Below are 17,916 nucleotides of genomic sequence, written 5' to 3'. Positions count from 1 at the left end.
TAAGTGACGGTTTAGCCGCCGATATCGTGCGTTCATCCTTACGCAAAAAATTTTCGATACGAAAACCGAGTGGAATCCAAACAACATTAAAATAACAAGTATTATTAAAGACTAAAATAGCCTATAAGATCTTAATAGTTTCCGCACGAGCGGTGAAACCGAAAAAAAACCTTACCGAAACACATCATTTTTCTGTTCCGATAATCTCGTGTGGGTTACTTTATCTTATTGATCCTATAGTAAACTGATATAGAATTATTTTATACAAAAACAATCAAATACCATGAACGCTAAATGTTCCTGAAGAAATCCCTCGACCCCGCTGCCTGCTTTTTATTACTGAACATTATCAGTAACTCGCTATTTTATCAAACTTTAGAGCAGGCACAACAGCCAGGAACGGCGTTTGTCTGACGATAAAGTACCTGAAGGTATATTAGCTGGCCGGTACGGGCGGAAGCCCCTTTTTGCAGGCATCGCCGCTTTACCTTTTATCGTACAGGTTTTCTGCCCGTCAGCCCGCCCGGCGAGGCCCTCATTTCGGCAAGACGATATAATGAAAAACGCCTGCAACCCTCACTACTTATAGCTTATCAGCAATTCGTCAGCAGCAGGTGTCAATCTCACCCAAAACGCACTCGCTATATAATTTCATATATACCGCTATGCTATCTTTCGTGCGAACTTTACAGACGCCAGCATTCAGGCAGCCCTGATGCTGCTTTTCGACCGGCAAGGTATAACAAATGACGATAACCCCACCGCCGCGCATCATTAAGCGCGCGCTCTGCGTACTGATTTCGACAGGCATTCAGGCTCAGGCCGCGGCTCAGGAAGGAACCCTCACTGTAGCCGCCGCGCCGCATAGCGAAGCGGCTGCGCCCGACAGGCAGGTCACGCTGGGTAACCTGGGCAAGCAGGAGATCCGCAATACGCCCTGGTCCGTGCAGGAAGTCTCCCCCACGCTGATGAAGCACCAGCAGTTAAAAAGCATCACGGATATCTATCGCTACATGCCTTCCGTGCAGGGTGACGGCGCCCGCCCGCAAACGCGTGGAATGCAGGGCAGCGTGGTACAGAACGCCATGATTGACGGCCTGAATGTCGTCTCGACGACCGATTACGCTGCCGAGCAATTTGATCGTCTGGAAGTTCTGAACGGACTCGGCGGCTCGCTGTACGGGCCGGCAAATCCAGCCGGGATCTTTAACTTTGTGGCGAAGCGCCCCACCGATACCGCACAGCATAGCCTTACCTTTGGCGCCGGCACCGGCCTCAGCCGCCTGGTTTCCGGCGACTTCAGCGGCCCGCTGGACGACAACGACCGCCTGCGCTATCGCGCTAATTTTCTGGATGACGAGGGTGACGGCTTCGCGCACGGCAGTAAAAAGCGCCGTCAGCTGTTCATTCTGGGGCTGGACGCAACGCTAACCGATCGCACGACGTTAGAAAGCAATTTCAGCTATTACCACTATTATGAAAAAGGGCTGCCGGGCAAATTTGCGCTGGGCAGTGGCCTCTCTTTCCCCGCCGCGCCGGATCCCAAAAAGAGGTATCTGGGACAATACTATGCCGGTAGCGATAACCATACGCTGACGGCCAGCATACATCTGAAGCACGATTTTGACGGGAACTGGCAAGGCGAACTGGGCGTGCTGCGGCAGATTGCCGATCGTGAATCGACAGCGGTCACGAATACTTTTACCGACCGCGCCGATAACTATAAAACCACTACGTCCTCTTCTACAGCCAGCCGCTTTACCATTAACAGCTATATGGCGAACCTGAACGGCGAGCTGGAAACGGGCTGGCTACATCATCAGCTTTCCACCGGCCTGCGCGGCTTTGTCTGGAAAAATTATAATCCGCTGAACGGCACCACCAGCACGCTGGGAAGCGCCTCGCTCGACGAGCCGCAATCCTTTGCCGAACCGGACTATCCGGATTTCACCCATCGCTACCATTCGGCTACCGCCACGCAGCAGGCCTTTTTACTTAGCGATACGCTGACCTTCTCACCGCAGTGGAGCCTGCTGCTGGCCGGTAGCGAAAGCTTCCTGACTTCCGCTAACTATGCAAAAACCGGCAGCCGCAGCAGCCATTCGGATAACAGCGGCTTTAGCGGATCGGCCAGCCTGATGTTTAAGCCTGTCGATCCGCTGACGCTCTATATGAGCTGGGCAGACAGCCTGCAACAGGGCGATACCGCGCCGGGCGGCGCCACCAACGCGGGCAGCATCCTGGCGCCTTATCGCAGCAAACAGCGGGAAGTGGGCAGCAAGCTGGCGATTGATAAACTGCTGCTGACCGCAGCACTGTTCCAGATTGACCGCCCTTTCGCTTATGCCAAAGCCAGCGGCGACTATGCCGTGGGCGGCAGCCAGCGCAACCGGGGGCTGGAGCTGATGGCCGACGGCAACGTTACCGACAGGCTGCATCTGTATGGCGGCATGACCTGGCTCGATCCACGCCTGCGCGATACCGCCAGTCCCGCCACGAGCGACAAGCAGATAGTGGGCCTCGCTCGCTATACGGCCAGCCTGTTCGCCGCTTACGATTTACCTTTTCTACGCAGCACCGATATTCATGGCGGCATGCACTATGTTGGACGCCGCAGTACCGATAACGCCAACGACAGCTGGACAGGAAGCTATACAACGTTCGATATCGGCAGCAGCTATACGACGCGGCTCTTCAATACGGAAACTACTTTTCGTCTGGATATCACTAACCTGACTAATCGCCATTACTGGACGAATATCGTGCCCGGCGGCCTGAACGGCTACAGCGGCGCGGGCTACGCCAGCGCCCGGCTGGGCGAACCGCGCATGGCGCAGCTTTCGCTACAGTTGAGGTTCTGATGATAAAACACCTGATTACGCCGCTGCTGGCGGTTCTCGGCCTGATTTTAGCGCCAACGGTTTGCGCCCGGAGCGTTATTGACGATGCCGGCAACAAGGTCGAGGTGCCGCAGCAGGCCCGACGGATCGCCGACGGCTGGTATGCGCATCATTCGCTGCTGATGACGCTGGGCGCGGGCGAGCGCATCGTGGCGACCGTCAATCATGCCAGCGATCGCCCCTGGATGTTTAAAATAGCGCCGTCGCTGCATCAGGCGCTGTCGGTTCATGGCCGCACGTTTAACAGCGAGGCGCTGCTGGCAGCACAGGTCGATACAGTATTTGTAGCGGCAGAAGATGCGGATGCCGACGCTTACCGTCGGGCCGGGCTGCCGACGCTGGTCATGCGCTTTGATGATTTTCCTTCCATGCAGCGCTCGCTGCTGACGACGGCCGAGGTTGTTGGCACGGCGCAGGCGCGACGGCGAGCACGAGCCTATAACGCCTGGCTCGATGCCCGGATTGCCGCTATACAGGCGAAAACCGCAGGACTAAGCAGTAACCAGCGGCCTGGCGTTTTACATATTCAGTCCCTGCATCCGCTGAAGGTTGACGGACGCAACACGCTGATCGATACCTGGATCCGCCTGGCTGGCGGCCGCAATGTGGCGGCGAAAGTAAACGGCAATATGAAAGAAACCTCGCCGGAAAACGTGCTTTTCTGGCAGCCGGATATCATCATTATCGGTGCGGGGGCCGGAAAGCTGGCCGATTCAGACTATGCGGCGCTGTTTGCCAATCTGCGGGCGGTAAAACGCCATCAGGTCTGGCAAAATCCGGCAGGCGTCTTTCCCTGGGATCGTTACGGCACGGAAGCCGGGCTGCAAATTCAGTGGGCGGCAAAGCTTCTGCATCCCGAGCTTTTCCCGCAGCTTGATATGATAAAGGCAACGCAGGATTTTTATCGCCGCTTCTTCGATTATCCGCTAACGGTGGAGCAGGCCCTGCGCATACTGCACGCGCAGGGGCCGGCATAAGCACGGTCGTTACGGCTTATCGGGCACGTTCCAGCTACAGTCGATTTCATCATCGTGGCTGGAACAGTCTGCAATCGCATTAAGAGCCGCCGTCCGTTGCTGAGCATGACGGTGCCCCATGCAGCCGCACAGCAGTAAACAACAGACCAGAACGCTATATTTCTTCATATTATCTTCAGAGTAAATTCCCTGAAGAAAGAATATAAACGACAGCATCAACATAGCGATAACGCGCTGAATAATCTCTCTTAATTAATAGTAAATTTACAACGACGATAAAAATAATATTATTAATATAGCGTGAACGGCAATTATTTTAATCAGCTATTAACACTGGAAAGCGTCTCGTTAACTATTATTTATTCGGCAAGCAATGCGCGGGCGTTTCGGTTTGGTTGATGCTGATAAATTTATGCTTTTTCCTGTATGGCGGATCCCCCTAAGCGGCGGGGCTAAGCCAGTCAGCAAACCATGTGGCAAATAGCGGGTCAGGTTATGGCTTTTCTGACTCACCGGGAGGCACCCGGCGCCATGCGGAGCAGTCGGCCAGCGCAGGCTCCTGCCTGCGCTGCTGCCGTCAGAGCTTGTTCAGATCGTCAATAAGCGTACGGTTAAACATGGCGGCATCTTCCATCTGCGGCGCATGTCCCATTCCTTTGAATTCGATCAGCCTGGCATGAGGGATCAGTTTCGCTGCCTCTTTGCCCAGTTCGTTATAATGTCCTGTTTTCGCTTTCACGTCCGGCGGTGCGATATCGCTGCCAATAGCGGTGGTGTCTGCCGTGCCAATCAGCAACGTCGTGGGAACAGTCAGATTTTTAAATTCATAATAAACCGGCTGGGTAAATATCATGTCGTAGAGCAGCGCGGAATTCCAGGCAACCAGCTTGTGGCCTGGCCCGTTATTCAGCCCCGCCAGCATAGTGACCCAGCGATCGTATTCCGGCTTCCACTGGCCGCTGTAATAGGTTTTCTGCTCATAGGCCTTGATGCTCTCCGCGCTGGTGTTCAGCTCCCGCTGATACCAGTCATCCACGCTGCGCCAGGGCACGCCCTTTGCCTTCCAGTCCTCCAGCCCGATGGGGTTAACCAACGTCAGCTTTTCGACCTGCTGTGGGTACATTAACGCATAGCGTGTAGCCAGCATCCCGCCGGTTGAATGGCCGACCAGCGCGATCTTATCAATATGCAGGCTGGCGAGCAGCCGGTGCGTGTTTAACGCCAGCTGCTGGAAACTGTATTGATAGTAAGCAGGCTTGGTTGAGGTACAAAAGCCGATCTGATCCGGCGCAATTACCCGATAGCCCGCATGGCGCAGCGCCTCTATAGCATCCTGCCAGGTCACGCCGCAGAAGTTTTTGCCGTGCATCAGCACTACCGTCCGCCCGTTCGCTTTCCCTGTAGGCCGCACGTCAATATAGCCCATAGAAAGCGGCTGCTGCTGTGATGAAAAATTAAACTTTTCAATCGGATAGTTGAAATCGAAGCCCTGAAGCTCCACGCCATATCGCGGCGTGTTGTCGGCAGCAGCCGCGCTACAGGCCAGCAGCGCGCCCGCCGTCAGCCATATCTTAGCCTTTGTTAACACATTAACTCTCCTCATTAACGTTCAAAGCGAAATCAGCACGTTTGGGTACGGCCCTGTGCCGTATAACGCCGCAGCGATTAGCAAAAAGAGCTACGCCTGTGGCGAATTCTCAGCGGGTGAGTAAAGTTAATTTGTTACCATGTGTGCAAAGGGAAAACAAATGTTAAACAACGCGGGTTGGCTCGTCTCACTGCTGTGGTTAAGCCTCTGTTGCAGACTGGAGCCGGAAGCGCCAGCACGGTCGAGCTTCTTTATGAGCGCCTGACAGGTTTTGTAAATATTTGCCTGTGGAAATAAGCGGTTAAGCCATTTCCACAGGCAAGTCGCCCTTAGCCAGCCTGGGTTTCGGCAGTAAAATCAATCACCATACGGCCTTTGATTTTCCCTTCCAGCATTTCGTCGAAAATTTCATTAATTTCCTCAAGAGAACGTTTGGTGACTTTCGGCACCACTTTTCCCTCTGCCGCGAACTGAAAGGCCTCGGCCAGATCTTCACGCGTGCCCACCAGCGAGCCGACCACCTGAATACCGTCCAGAACGAGACGTGGGATATTCAGACTCATCGATTCCGGCGGCAGGCCAACGGCCACGATACGGCCACCGGCACGCATGGCGTCTACCGCCGAATTAAATGCCGCTTTGGCCACTGCCGTCACCACTGCCGCATGCGCGCCGCCCGTTTGTTCCTGAATGATCTTCGCCGCATCTTCCTTCAGCGAGTTGATAACTAAGTCGGCGCCCATTTCTTTGGCGAAAGCCAGCTGCGCATCGTTTACGTCGACGGCGATCACTTTGGCATTAAACACATTTTTGGCATATTGCAGCGCCAGATTGCCCAGCCCACCCAGCCCGTAAATTGCCAGCCACTTGCCTGGCTGAATGCCGGAAACCTTTACCGCTTTATAGGTGGTGACGCCCGCGCAGGTCACGCTGCTGGCCGCTGCCGGATCCAGCCCGTCCGGCACTTTTACCGCGTAGTCTGCTACCACGATACACGCTTCCGCCATGCCGCCGTCTGCGGTAAAACCGGCGTTCAATACGTTGCGGCACAGCGTTTCATTGCCGGTCGTGCAGTATTCACAGTGGCCGCAGCCTTTATAAAACCACGCAACGCTGGCCCTGTCGCCCACCTTCAATGAGGTGACGCCAGGCCCGACCTCGCTGACGACGCCAACGCCTTCATGGCCAAGCACCACGCCAGTACGATCGCCAAAATCCCCATTTTTAACGTGCAGATCCGTGTGGCAAACGCCACAGCATTCCATTTTTAACAGTGCTTCGCCATGCGCCAGCGCGCGCAGCTTTTTCTCAACGATATCGACGGTATGATTCTTATTGACCACGGCAGCTTTCATTGTGCTTTCCTCTTCGGTTGGATTTTTAACTATATAAACATTTCCACCGCTAACTTTTATTTAAAGTCACAAAATCAGCCATAGATCGTAACAAAACTTACCTGGCAAAGCCTGAACGGCCAATTCAATAAAATTGAAACGCCATTTTATTAAATTAGTGAAGCCACCCGCCGCTATCTTCTTTTCTTCGCCACTGCCTTAGGTCGGCTGGCAAAATCGCAAAGGTTTTCTGGACGTCATAACTCTAACGTACTTCTTCTCCCGACATACAGCCGGGCTGTGCATGTTGGTTACTCAGGATGAACATTATGACAATACGTAAACCAGGAACGCTTAATTATCTCGCCTATGGATCAGGGGATTTTCTTGGTGCCGGCACGATGGCATTAACATCTGCCTGGCTACTTTACTTTTACACGACCTTCTGCGGCCTCAGCCCTATTGAAGCCACCTCTATTTTTGCCATGGCGCGCATTGTGGATGGCGTGGTCAGCCCGCTGATGGGCTATCTGACCGATCACTTCGGCTCTACCCGCCCTGGCAAACGTTTCGGTCGCCGTAAATTTTTTATTCTTCTGGGCATTCCCCTTGTCTTCAGCTATAGCCTGATGTGGGTCGGCGATATGACCTACGTCTACTACCTGCTGACCTATCTCTTTTTTGAAGTGGTTTACACCTCGATTCTGGTGCCTTACGAAACCCTGGTGCCGGAGATGACCGACGACTTTAAAGAGAAAACCAAATTCTCCGGCGCACGCATCGCGCTGGCACAGCTTTCCGCTATTCTGGCCGCTTTCCTGCCGGGCATCCTGCTGTCTTATTTCGGCAAGGATAATCCACTCTCTTTCTTCTATTCCAGCCTGGTCTTTTCCGTGCTGTGCGCCATCGTGCTGACGCTGGTTTATCGCTATACCTGGGAGCGCCCGGCCGAGAAAAAATCCGCCGCCGCGCTGGCGGCAGAGCAGCAGAAACTGACGCTGGGACAGAGCCTTAGCCGCCTGAAAATAGAACTGTTTTCTACGCTGCGCATCCGTATCTTCCGTCAGCATCTGGGCATGTATCTGGGTGGCTATATCGCGCAGGACGTTTTTAACGCCGTGTTTACCTACTACGTGGTGTTTGTGCTGATGCAGCAGGCCACCGTGGCTTCCAACCTGATGGGTACGATGGCGATCCTCCAGTTTGTCGCTGTGATCGGCATGATCCCGCTCTGTATCCGTATTGGGCCAGCACCCGCCTATCGCATTGTGGTAGCGCTGTTTGCACTCAGTACGCTTTCCTACGGCGTGCTCTATTACAGCGGCATGAGCGATGTCTTCTCGCTGCTGCTGCTGATCTCCGCTATCGCAGGCCTGGGCCGTGGCGGCATTAACTACGTGCCGTGGAATATCTACACCTACATTGCGGACGTGGATGAGGTTATTACCGGCCAGCGTCGCGAAGGCATTTTCGCCGGGATCATGACCCTGACGCGTAAGGCTTCGCAGGCGGGCGCCGTGATGCTGGTCGGCATCCTGATGCAGCTTTCCGGTTTTGTCGCGGGCAGCACCGAACAGGCGGAAAACGTTAGTCATGCGATCCTGATGATCCTGTGCGGCGGCACGATCCTGGTCCTGTTCATAGGCTTTCTGATCTCCCTGCGCTTCAAACTGAATTTAACCACGCACAAAATCCTGCGTGACGAAACCGAGAAAATGCGCGTAGCGGGTGGCATCGTTCCCGACAACATTACGCCGCAGGCTCGCGCCACCGTCGAAATGCTGGCCGGTATGCCTTACGAATCGCTGTGGGGCAATAACAACATCGGTTACCTGAATCGGCACAAGCCAGCGGCTGGCATCCTGCCCGCCGAGGCCACAAAAGCGGCGCCCGGCGACAATTTAACGCACTCATAGTCAACTTAAGATGCACGAGGACAGAGCAATTATGGTCGTATACCCAGTAAAACACAGCCCACTCCTGCGCCAGCCGGAAAGGTTTATCTCCAGCCAGGAGCTGCATCAGCTGATCAATAAACTGGTGGACAACCTGGTGAATATTACCGACGAAACCGGCGAGTTTTTACTGAGGCTTGATGATGGCCGGGTGATTGACACCAAAGGCTGGGCAGGATGGGAATGGACGCACGGCGTCGGCCTGTACGGCATCCATCAATATTACCGCCAGACCGGAGACGATCGGCTGCGAGCCATCATTGATAACTGGTTCAACGACCGTTTTGCTGAAGGTTCGACCACCCGTAACGTGAACACGGTTTGTCCGTTTCTCACGCTGGCGTACCGCTATGAGGAAACCCGCGATCCACGCTGGCTGCCCTACCTGGAAAGCTGGGCAGACTGGATTATGCATGACATGCCGCGTACCGATATGAGGGGTTTGCAGCACATCACGCTGGCGGAAGAGAACCATCAGCAGCTATGGGACGACACGCTGATGATGACCGTGCTGCCGCTGGCAAAAATCGGCAAGCTGCTGAACCGCGCGGACTATATCGAAGAGGCCAAGTATCAGTTTATGTTGCATATCCAGCATCTGATGGATAAGGAAACCGGGCTGTGGTTTCACGGCTGGACGTTCGATGGCCACCATAATTTTGCCAACGCCCGCTGGGCGCGCGGCAACAGCTGGCTGACCATCGTTATTCCGGAATTCGTTGAGCTGCTTGAGCTGCCGGAAGGAGATGCGACCCGGCGCTATCTGCAACAGGTGCTTTCCCGCCAGCTGGAGGCGCTGGAAAAATGTCAGGATGAAAGCGGCCTGTGGCATACGCTGCTGGACGATCCTGACTCCTATCTTGAAGCCTCCGCGACGGCTGGCTTCGCCTTCGGCATGTTAAAAGCCGCACGTCGCCGCTGCGCCGATCCTCGCTATATTGCCGTGGCGGAAAAAGCGATTAAAGGCTTGATCTCGCGCATCAATAAGGACGGGGAGCTGACACAGGTTTCCTTTGGCACCGGCATGGGTAAAGACCTCGATTTCTACCGCCAGATACCGCTGACCTCCATGCCTTATGGCCAGGCGATGGCGATACTGTGTCTGGTGGAATACCTGCACGTCTATTTATAAATGAGGAAACTGCATGATCCTTGAAGATTTTTCTCTACAGGGAAAGGTGGCTGTGGTCACCGGTTGTAATACCGGCTTAGGGAAAAGTATGGCAGTGGCTCTGGCACAGGCGGGCTGCGACATCGTGGCGATTAATCGCAGCGATCCCACCGATACCGCGGCGGAAGTCGGCGCAACGGGAAGACGCTTTCTCGGCCTGCAAGCCGACCTCGGACGTCAGGATCGGCTGTCATCATTGTTGGAACGTGCGGTAGCAGAGATGGGGCATATCGATATCCTGGTCAACAACGCGGGCCTGATCCGCCGTGAAGACGCGCTGAACTTTAGCGAACAGGATTGGGATGACGTGATGAACGTTAATATCAAGACGCTGTTCTTTTTATCGCAGCTGGCCGCCCGTCAGTTCATTAAGCAAGGGAGCGGCGGCAAGATTATCAATATTGCCTCGATGCTCTCTTTCCAGGGCGGCGTGCGCGTGCCTTCCTATACCGCATCGAAAAGCGCGGTGATGGGGCTGACGCGCCAGCTGGCCAACGAGTGGGCGAAACACGGCATCAACGTCAATGCGCTGGCGCCGGGTTATATGGTCACCAACAACACGGAGCAACTACGCGGCGATAAAGAGCGCAGTGCGGAAATTCTGGCGCGTATCCCGGCAGGCCGCTGGGGTACACCGCAGGATTTAATGGGTCCGGTGATTTTTCTGGCATCAAAAGCCGCTGACTACATCAACGGCTATACCCTTGCGGTAGATGGCGGCTGGCTGGCGCGCTGATGCGCCATCCGCCTCTCAATGACTGAATACTGGAGAACAAAGATGAATATTGCACTGATGATGGAAAACAGCCAGGCAGCGAAAAACGCCGTTGTGCTGGAGCAGTTACAGGCCGTAGCGGCGCAGAATAAAGACGCGGTGTTCAACGTCGGCATGCGCGACGAAAACGATCATCATCTGACCTATATCCACTTAGGCATCATCGCCAGCATTCTGCTTAACGCAAAAGCGGTGGACTTTGTGGTTACCGGCTGCGGCACCGGTCAGGGCGCGCTGATGTCGTTAAATATCCATCCCGGCGTAGTTTGCGGCTACTGTCTCGATCCGGCAGATGCGTTTCTGTTTGCGCAAATCAATAACGGTAACGCGCTGTCGCTGGCCTTTGCCAAAGGCTTTGGCTGGGGCGCCGAGCTGAACGTGCGCTATATGTTTGAAAAAGCCTTTACCGGCCGCCGTGGCGAAGGCTATCCCGCCGAGCGTAAAGAGCCGCAGGTACGCAATGCCGGTATCCTTAATCAGGTAAAAAGCGCGGTGATCAAAGATAACTATCTGGATACGCTGCGCGCTATCGATCCGGAACTGGTGAAAACCGCCGTTGGCGGCGAACGCTTCCAGAAATGCCTGTTTGAACAGGGCAAAGACGCAGAAATCATCGCCTGGGTTAAGCAGCTATTACAGAAATAAAAACGCTGGTGGTCGGCTTCGGCTGGCCATCTTTTTTTACCCTATCGGCTCCTGTCGTTTGCGCTGCCCTCCTTACCTACACGGCGCATTTTCGCTATAAAAGCTGCCTTTAACACAGTATTTATCTTAGCGCATTGAAAAAGCACACCTGAATAATATAAACAATGTTATTCATTTTTATTATTATCGTTAATACTAATCAAATAATTAACGCAGCGCTTACAATATTCGCCGCTTATCGATGTGATTTATATCAACCCACTGGCACAGCCTTATTTTATCTCTGCTAACGTTTAATATCCGTTTATTAGCTTCTGTTATTTTAGCTTTATTAAAAACATAAACACTACGGAGAGAGCTAATGAAATCTGGATTAATTGGTTTGATGATTGCCGGCGTGCTTACCAGTTCGGCAGCCTTTGCCCAGGAAAACACTTCCTGCGTTAAAATGACGGAAAAGGAAGTCGCTTCCATGTTTGACCGCTGGAACGATTCGCTTAAAACGGGCGATGCCACCACCGTTTCGCAGAACTACCTGTCAGATGCCGTGCTGCTGCCAACGCTGTCGAACAAAGTTCGCCTGACGGATGAAGAGCGCATTGATTATTTTAAAGAATTCCTGGCGAAGAAGCCGGTTGGCCATATCGACAGCCGCACCATTCGCGTCGGCTGTAACAAAGCTATCGATACCGGCACCTATACTTTTACCTTTGGTGATGGTTCTAAAGCCGCCGCGCGTTATACCTTCACCTACGCATGGGACGGTCAAAAATGGCTTATTTCAAGCCATCATTCCTCCGCCATGCCTGAAGGTTAACGTTTCTGTCTCCACGGCTCAAATCGTGGAGACTTTTTAACGAATAAACCCGCCCTTCCCATCAAGCCCCTGCATAAAAATATTAAAAACCCACAGATAAAGAAAACCGACGTACGGCATTTATCATCTGTCTTAATAACATGAAGCAAAAAAGGTTTTTTATTAATACTATTTCGCTATTCGTCGCCGCTCGATAGAATCGGCCTTGCCGGGTGGAAACAGCCACCGCAACGTAAAGACAGCGCGTTTTTTATGAAAATTTCTACCGGGAAGAAAAACCGGTTTTATTGCCACGCTGGATAAAATGGCGGCGAAACAGGCCACAACGGGCAAAGAGATGTCTGGCACTATTACTCGCGTCCTGAACGATGAACAATCGAAAGCCTTTTTCGATCGGTTTCCGGCAATGGATATCAAAATCCCTTTTCTGACGGTGCGGGAAACGCTGCACTACAAGCCGACAGAGAACGCTCGCCAGGTTTCCTGTTCAACGCGGGTCGCGGTGGCGGAAAACGATCGCGTCAATCCGCCGCCGCAGGCATTGCGTTGTTTGATACCGTGGCGGCGGCAGAGAAAAACTGCATATCGAAGCGGGGCAAAACGCTACGATCTCTGTAGCGGCCTGCGCTTCGATAACGTCATCGTGTAGCAGATCGACTGGTACAGAACCTGGCTCTGAATTAAAGTGTTTACTCTTCAGGCGTACGGCGTCGGCCCGCTACGGAAGCGCTATCCTCAACGGGCCATGCCGAACCGGCCGAACGTAAATCCTTGTTAAGGAGCAAATATGAAAAAAATAATGCTGCTGCTTGCCGCTCTGGCGGTAACTGGCGCAGCGCAGGCTGCAGACTCAGACGATCCGGCCCAGGGCTATATCGCTAACCTTTGTACGCTGGTGACGCAGGATAAAGCCGCCGACTCGGCGGATGGCTATATTACCAAGCTGAAAGCGCTGCACATGCGCGGCCAGTCGCCTTCCGCGCAGGAAAAACCGGACTTTGACGAAGACGAAGCCAGAACCGTGGTTGCTGCATGGATGAATCTGAGCGAAGACCAGAAGAAGCAGGCCAGCCAGAGTATGGAAGCCTGTCAGAGCGCTACGCTGGACGAGTATCAGAGCCAGGATTAACGGCTTTCCGCCCTGCTGGCTGTGACGCAGTCAGCAGCGGCGGCTGCTTTTTGACTCCGTGGCGTCATCAAAACCGCCGGGCAAAAGAAAACGCAGGCGCAGCAAAGCGGCTAAAAGCCAAAACGGTCATTGTCATCAACAAACCGGAAGCGCCTGAAAAGCGAAGAGCATGCCAGCGAGTCGAAAACCATTAAAAAGCGGGACAGGCGAAGCGCGTTTTAGCGAGGTGAAAACGGTTGAAAGCAGACTAAGCGAAGAAGGTTTTAGCGAGGTGGCAGGTGATAACCACCGGTCTTTCCCTGACCGCGGCTATCGAGGGTTTCGGGCCGGAACCATTAATACATAGCGCCTGGCGGTACGTGTTTAAATGTTTCAACGTAGCTACGGAACACGTAATTGATAACTCTTTTCATTTTTTGCACCTGAAATTCAACTTTTATTGATAGAACACAAAAAAAGTATACAAGAAGCGCATTTTTCAGGCAAATAAATTTGAACCAGATCACATAATTCGCAGGATTATGCGAAAGTGAACCTAAACAAAAGCTAAACGAGCCGGGTAAACCAGATCTTTTGTCTGCGTCTCTACAGGATACCCAGGTGCTCAATCAGGATACTGGTGCCAATACCAATCAGCACCACGCCGCCAAAAATCTCTGCCCACTTGCCCATCACCGGGCCAAGAAAACGACCTAACAGGATACCAGTCGAAGCCATTACCAGCGTGGATGCGCCAATCGCCAGCGCGGTCGTCACAATATTCACCTGCAGGAAAGCCAGGCCGACGCCGACGGCCATGGCATCCAGACTGGTCGCGACGGCGGTCATCGCCAGCAGCCAGAATCCGTGACGCTGCGGCGCTTCGCACTCTTCGTCCTTTTTACGGAAACCTTCCACAATCATGCGGCCGCCAAGCACCAGCAGCAGCGTAAAAGCGACCCAGTGATCCCATGCCATTACATAGCGGCTGGCCGCAATGCCTACGCCCCAACCAATCAGTGGCGTCAGCGCTTCAATCGCGCCGAAAATCAGGCCGATGCGCAGCGCTTCTCTCAGACCCGGACGCTGCAGGCTTGCGCCTTTGCCAATCGCGGCAGCAAAAGCATCCATCGACATGCCGAAGGCCAGAATAAGGGTTGCATATAGGTTCATTGTGGTTATACCGGTCTGGCGGTTATCTTATCGCCCAGACATTAAAAGAACGGTTCTTGTTGAAGAAACAAGCCCCTCAGGCTTAATGTGCGTGCATCCTACCACGCGTTCGTTCGTATAAAAAGACAATAAAATCAGGTGTTTAAGTATAGCCTTGGCTATACTTTTTAACGAATGCTAATTTCGCGCAAAAAAGAGGCGGAAAAACACTAAAGGAATTACCGGCTTATGATGAGCGACCTTTCAGCCAATGGGGAATTACGCGCGATAAAAATTGCCAGGAAACGTCGAAAAAAGTCCATACGCGCGCGCAAGGTTGAACCCATACGCCGTTTACCGGAAAATGGCCGTTACTGACCGAAACGGAACCGCTATGAACAATCCTTTCCTGACCTTTTTAATGCCGATGAGCACGCTGATGCTGGGCTTTCTCTCCGCGCTGCTGCTGCCCGCGCCCTGGTTTGGCGTCGAGCTGACGCGCCGCCTGACCACGCTGTTTCATCTCAGTGATGTCGGCCAGCTCTATACGCTGGTGTTCTGCCTGTGGTTTTTACTATTAGGCGCGCTGGAATACTATGTGATTCGCTTTATTTATCTGCGGTTTATCAAGGTATAAACAAACTTAAGCCGGCCCTCCACGCGGGTTCCCGCTCAGGTTGACGACGGCGCGGCCGGCTTCGTTTACCGCTTCAGCCAACCGCGCCCGGCTATATGCCTGCTCCTTTTCAGTGGCCGAAGATCATCAGCAGGCCGCTGGACAGGATAACTAACGCAACAAAGAACAGCACGACAGCAGTGATGGCGTTGTTATGTTTCATCTTTCCTCCTCAGAACCACTGGCCGAAACGGCGGATATAAAGGCGCTTCATTCCCTGCGTCACCAGGCAATAGCCCAGCAGCGTCGCGACCAGCCATGGGAAATAAGCCCAGGGCAGCGGCGTCAGCCCAACCGCCTCACCCAGCGGTGAAAAGGGGATAGCGATCCCCAACACCATCACCAGCCCCGTCATCAGCATGACCGGTAGCGCCGCGCGGCTCTGGATAAAAGGGATCTTCTGCGTGCGCAGCATATGCACCACCAGCGTTTGCGACAGCAGCCCTTCGACAAACCAGCCTGACTGGAACAACGCCTGATGCTCCACGCTGTTGGCGGCAAAAACGTGCCACATCAGCAGAAAGGTGGTGACGTCAAACAGCGAAGACGTCGGGCCCATCCACAGCATAAAGCGGCCGATATTCCTTGCGTCCCACTTACGCGGCTTGCGCAGGAACGCCTTATCCATTTTGTCCCAGGGCAACGCCAGCTGGGAAAGGTCATACATCAGGTTCTGGATCAGCAGATGGATAGCCAGCATGGGCAAAAAAGGGAGAAACGCGCTGGCGATCAGCACGGAAAAAACGTTGCCGAAGTTGGAGCTGGCGGTCATATTCAGATACTTAATAATATTGCCGAAAGTCTCGCGGCCTTTGATCACGCCCTGCTCCAGCACCATCAGATTTTTTTCCAGCAGAATAATATCGGCTGACTCTTTCGCAATATCCGTAGCGCTGTCGACGGAAATCCCGACGTCCGCCTCCCGTAACGCTGGCGCATCGTTGATGCCATCGCCCAGGAAGCCGACCGTATGGCCATTTTGTTGCAGCATGTTCAGCACGCGGGATTTTTGCAGTGGCGTCAGGCGACAAAAAATCGTGCGTGAATCCGCCAGCGTCGCCAGTTCGTTGTCATCCAGCCGCTCGATTTCGCTGCCGCACAGCGGTTCTCCCGGCTCCAGCCCGACGTCGCGGCAAATTTTGCTGGTGATAATGGCGTTATCGCCGGTCAGCACTTTTACCGTTACGCCGTGCTCGTGCAGGGCAGCAATCGCTTCTCTGGCGCTCTCTTTAGGCGGATCAAGGAAGGTGAGCAGCCCACAGAGAGTCAAATCCCGTTCATCATCCTTGTGCAGCGGCAGCGTTAGCGGCATGTCGCTCAGATCGCGCTCGCCAATGAGCAGTACGCGAAAACCCTGCTGATTCCAACGAGCCGCCTGTTGGCTCCACTGCTGACGAGCGGCCTCATCCAGCGGACGCCGTTCGCGTCCGTCCTGCCAGTGCGTGGCGACAGACAGCATTTCGCCCAGCGCGCCCTTGCAGATCAGTTTCTGCCGGCCGTGTTCATCCGCCACCACAATCGACAAACGGCGGCGCTCAAAATCGAACGGCAGCTCGTCGATTTTGCGGTAGCGATGCAGTCCACTAACCGCCCATTTTCCCTGGCTAAAGCTCAGGATCGCCCTGTCCATCAGGTTTTTTACCCCGGTCTGATGGCGGCTGTTCAGCCAGGCCAGCTGCAAAACCCGATCGTTACTGTTCCCGTGTGCGTCAAGATGCTGCGCCAGGATAATACGATCCTGGGTCAACGTGCCGGTTTTATCGGTACACAGCACGTCCATCGCACCAAAATTCTGAATAGCATTAAGCCGCTTCACCACCACTTTGCGCCGCGACAGGGCAATGGCGCCTTTTGCCAGATTAGAGCTGACAATCATCGGCAGCATTTCCGGCGTCAGGCCAACCGCCACGGCCAGCGCGAACAGCGTGGCGTCTGCCCAGTCGCCTTTGGTAAAGCCGTTAATAAACAACACCACGGGCACCATCACCAGCATAAAGCGCACCAGCAGCCAGCTGACGCTGTTTACGCCGCGATCGAAAGCGGTTTGCGGCCGGCTGCCCGTCACGGATTTTGCCAGCGAGCCAAACCAGGTACGGTTGCCTGTCGCGACCACGACGGCGGTAGCCGTACCGCTGGCGACGCTGGTGCCCATCAGGCAGATGTCGCGCCTGTTCAGCAGATCGTCATCTTGCTGGCACCGTTCTGACGCGGCATGTTTTTCTACCGGCACCGCTTCGCCGCTTAGCGAAGCCTGGCTGATAAACAAATCTTTAGCAGTCAGCAGGCGCACATCTGCCGGCACCATGTCGCCAGCCGACAGAAAAATCACGTCGCCGGGCACCACGTCCTGTAGCGCAACTTCCATTCTGACCGGCACGGCGTTTTCGCTACTGCGGCGAATAGCGGTCGCCGTCGTACGCACCAGCGACTTCAGCGCTTCCGCTGCTTTATTGGTGCGGTACTCCTGCCAGAAACGCAGCAGGCCGCTGAGCGCCACCATGGTCAGCATGATGATAATGCCGGTGAGATCGGTCTCTTCGCCCTGCCGCAGCGGCAGCAGGTAATCCGTGAAAAAGCTAACGGCGGCCAGCGCGATCAGGATCCAGATAAAGGGATTATTAAAGGCCAGGATCAGTTGGATCAGCGCGTGCGGCGCCTGCGCCGCAGCGACCTCGTTTTTGCCATATTCCAGCAGGCGCTCGCTGGCGTCAGCGGCAGTCAAACCATTGCGTTGGGTGTTCAGACGAGCCAGCGTGCTGTCCAGACTCAGTTTTGTTTCTTGTGCGATAGCCAGATCGCGGGAGCGGACTTTTTTCAT

Annotated in this window: 16 protein-coding genes; 10 read left to right on the top strand and 6 right to left on the bottom strand. The window is 54.1% G+C overall.

The window, feature by feature from the left end; translation table 11 throughout:
- Window positions 1-746 precede the first annotated feature (746 nt).
- Both EGK14_RS11980 and EGK14_RS11975 read left to right on the top strand, forming a co-directional pair.
- Complete coding sequence (locus tag EGK14_RS11980) at window positions 747-2,861, top strand: TonB-dependent siderophore receptor (protein WP_125289328.1); 2,115 nt, start codon at window positions 747-749, stop codon at window positions 2,859-2,861.
- Window positions 2,861-3,877, top strand: coding sequence for an ABC transporter substrate-binding protein (locus EGK14_RS11975; RefSeq protein WP_125289327.1), 1,017 nt, complete (start codon window positions 2,861-2,863; stop codon window positions 3,875-3,877). The genes EGK14_RS11980 and EGK14_RS11975 overlap by 1 nt, the downstream gene beginning before the upstream one ends.
- Window positions 3,878-3,886: 9 nt before the next feature.
- Here EGK14_RS11975 and EGK14_RS21295 read toward each other — a convergent pair whose 3' ends face one another.
- From EGK14_RS21295 to adhP, 3 genes are all read right to left on the bottom strand, one after another.
- Complete coding sequence (locus EGK14_RS21295) at window positions 3,887-4,045, bottom strand: hypothetical protein (protein WP_158616048.1); 159 nt, start codon at window positions 4,043-4,045, stop codon at window positions 3,887-3,889.
- 409 nt (window positions 4,046-4,454) lie between these two features.
- Window positions 4,455-5,465, bottom strand: a complete 1,011-nt coding sequence (locus EGK14_RS11970) for an alpha/beta fold hydrolase (protein ID WP_125289326.1) — start codon at window positions 5,463-5,465, stop codon at window positions 4,455-4,457.
- Between the two features lie 329 nt (window positions 5,466-5,794).
- A complete protein-coding gene (adhP, locus tag EGK14_RS11965; protein ID WP_125289325.1) occupies window positions 5,795-6,820 on the bottom strand; it encodes an alcohol dehydrogenase AdhP in 1,026 nt (341 codons plus the stop codon).
- A 308-nt stretch (window positions 6,821-7,128) separates the two neighbouring features.
- On the opposite strand from adhP, the gene EGK14_RS11960 reads away from it, so the two are divergent.
- From EGK14_RS11960 to EGK14_RS11930, 7 genes are all read left to right on the top strand, one after another.
- On the top strand, window positions 7,129-8,715 hold the full coding sequence (locus EGK14_RS11960) for an MFS transporter (RefSeq protein ID WP_125289324.1): 1,587 nt from the start codon (window positions 7,129-7,131) through the stop codon (window positions 8,713-8,715).
- Between the two features lie 31 nt (window positions 8,716-8,746).
- Entirely contained in the window at window positions 8,747-9,886 is a 1,140-nt protein-coding gene (locus EGK14_RS11955) for a glycoside hydrolase family 105 protein (protein WP_125289323.1), read from the top strand.
- 13 nt (window positions 9,887-9,899) lie between these two features.
- A complete protein-coding gene (gene kduD, locus EGK14_RS11950) occupies window positions 9,900-10,661 on the top strand; it encodes a 2-dehydro-3-deoxy-D-gluconate 5-dehydrogenase KduD (RefSeq protein WP_125289322.1) in 762 nt (253 codons plus the stop codon).
- Between the two features lie 42 nt (window positions 10,662-10,703).
- Window positions 10,704-11,345: an RpiB/LacA/LacB family sugar-phosphate isomerase gene (locus EGK14_RS11945; RefSeq protein WP_125289321.1), complete on the top strand. Its 642-nt coding sequence runs from the start codon at window positions 10,704-10,706 to the stop codon at window positions 11,343-11,345.
- A gap of 361 nt (window positions 11,346-11,706) precedes the next feature.
- Window positions 11,707-12,162 (top strand): SgcJ/EcaC family oxidoreductase, encoded by a 456-nt coding sequence (locus tag EGK14_RS11940; protein WP_125289320.1) that lies wholly within the window; start codon window positions 11,707-11,709, stop codon window positions 12,160-12,162.
- A 304-nt stretch (window positions 12,163-12,466) separates the two neighbouring features.
- On the top strand, window positions 12,467-12,811 hold the full coding sequence (locus tag EGK14_RS11935; protein ID WP_125289319.1) for an alpha/beta hydrolase: 345 nt from the start codon (window positions 12,467-12,469) through the stop codon (window positions 12,809-12,811).
- Window positions 12,812-12,949: 138 nt separating this feature from the next.
- On the top strand, window positions 12,950-13,291 hold the full coding sequence (locus tag EGK14_RS11930) for a hypothetical protein (RefSeq protein WP_125289318.1): 342 nt from the start codon (window positions 12,950-12,952) through the stop codon (window positions 13,289-13,291).
- Between the two features lie 335 nt (window positions 13,292-13,626).
- On the opposite strand, the gene azuC is transcribed toward EGK14_RS11930, so the two are convergent.
- Window positions 13,627-13,704, bottom strand: a complete 78-nt coding sequence (gene azuC, locus EGK14_RS21865) for a stress response protein AzuC (RefSeq protein WP_370256344.1) — start codon at window positions 13,702-13,704, stop codon at window positions 13,627-13,629.
- 172 nt (window positions 13,705-13,876) lie between these two features.
- Entirely contained in the window at window positions 13,877-14,443 is a 567-nt protein-coding gene (gene mntP / locus EGK14_RS11920; protein WP_125289316.1) for a manganese efflux pump MntP, read from the bottom strand.
- A gap of 373 nt (window positions 14,444-14,816) precedes the next feature.
- On the opposite strand from mntP, the gene EGK14_RS11915 reads away from it, so the two are divergent.
- Window positions 14,817-15,059 (top strand): DUF1158 family protein, encoded by a 243-nt coding sequence (locus tag EGK14_RS11915; protein WP_125289315.1) that lies wholly within the window; start codon window positions 14,817-14,819, stop codon window positions 15,057-15,059.
- A gap of 211 nt (window positions 15,060-15,270) precedes the next feature.
- Here EGK14_RS11915 and mgtA read toward each other — a convergent pair whose 3' ends face one another.
- On the bottom strand, window positions 15,271-17,916 hold the full coding sequence (mgtA, locus tag EGK14_RS11910; RefSeq protein ID WP_125289314.1) for a magnesium-translocating P-type ATPase: 2,646 nt from the start codon (window positions 17,914-17,916) through the stop codon (window positions 15,271-15,273).

The sequence above is a fragment of the Erwinia sp. 198 genome, assembly GCF_003937915.1.
GTDB classification, from domain to species: domain Bacteria; phylum Pseudomonadota; class Gammaproteobacteria; order Enterobacterales; family Enterobacteriaceae; genus Erwinia; species Erwinia aeris.
Note: the sequence above shows the minus strand (reverse complement) of the source record. Positions and strands in the feature narration are given on the sequence as shown.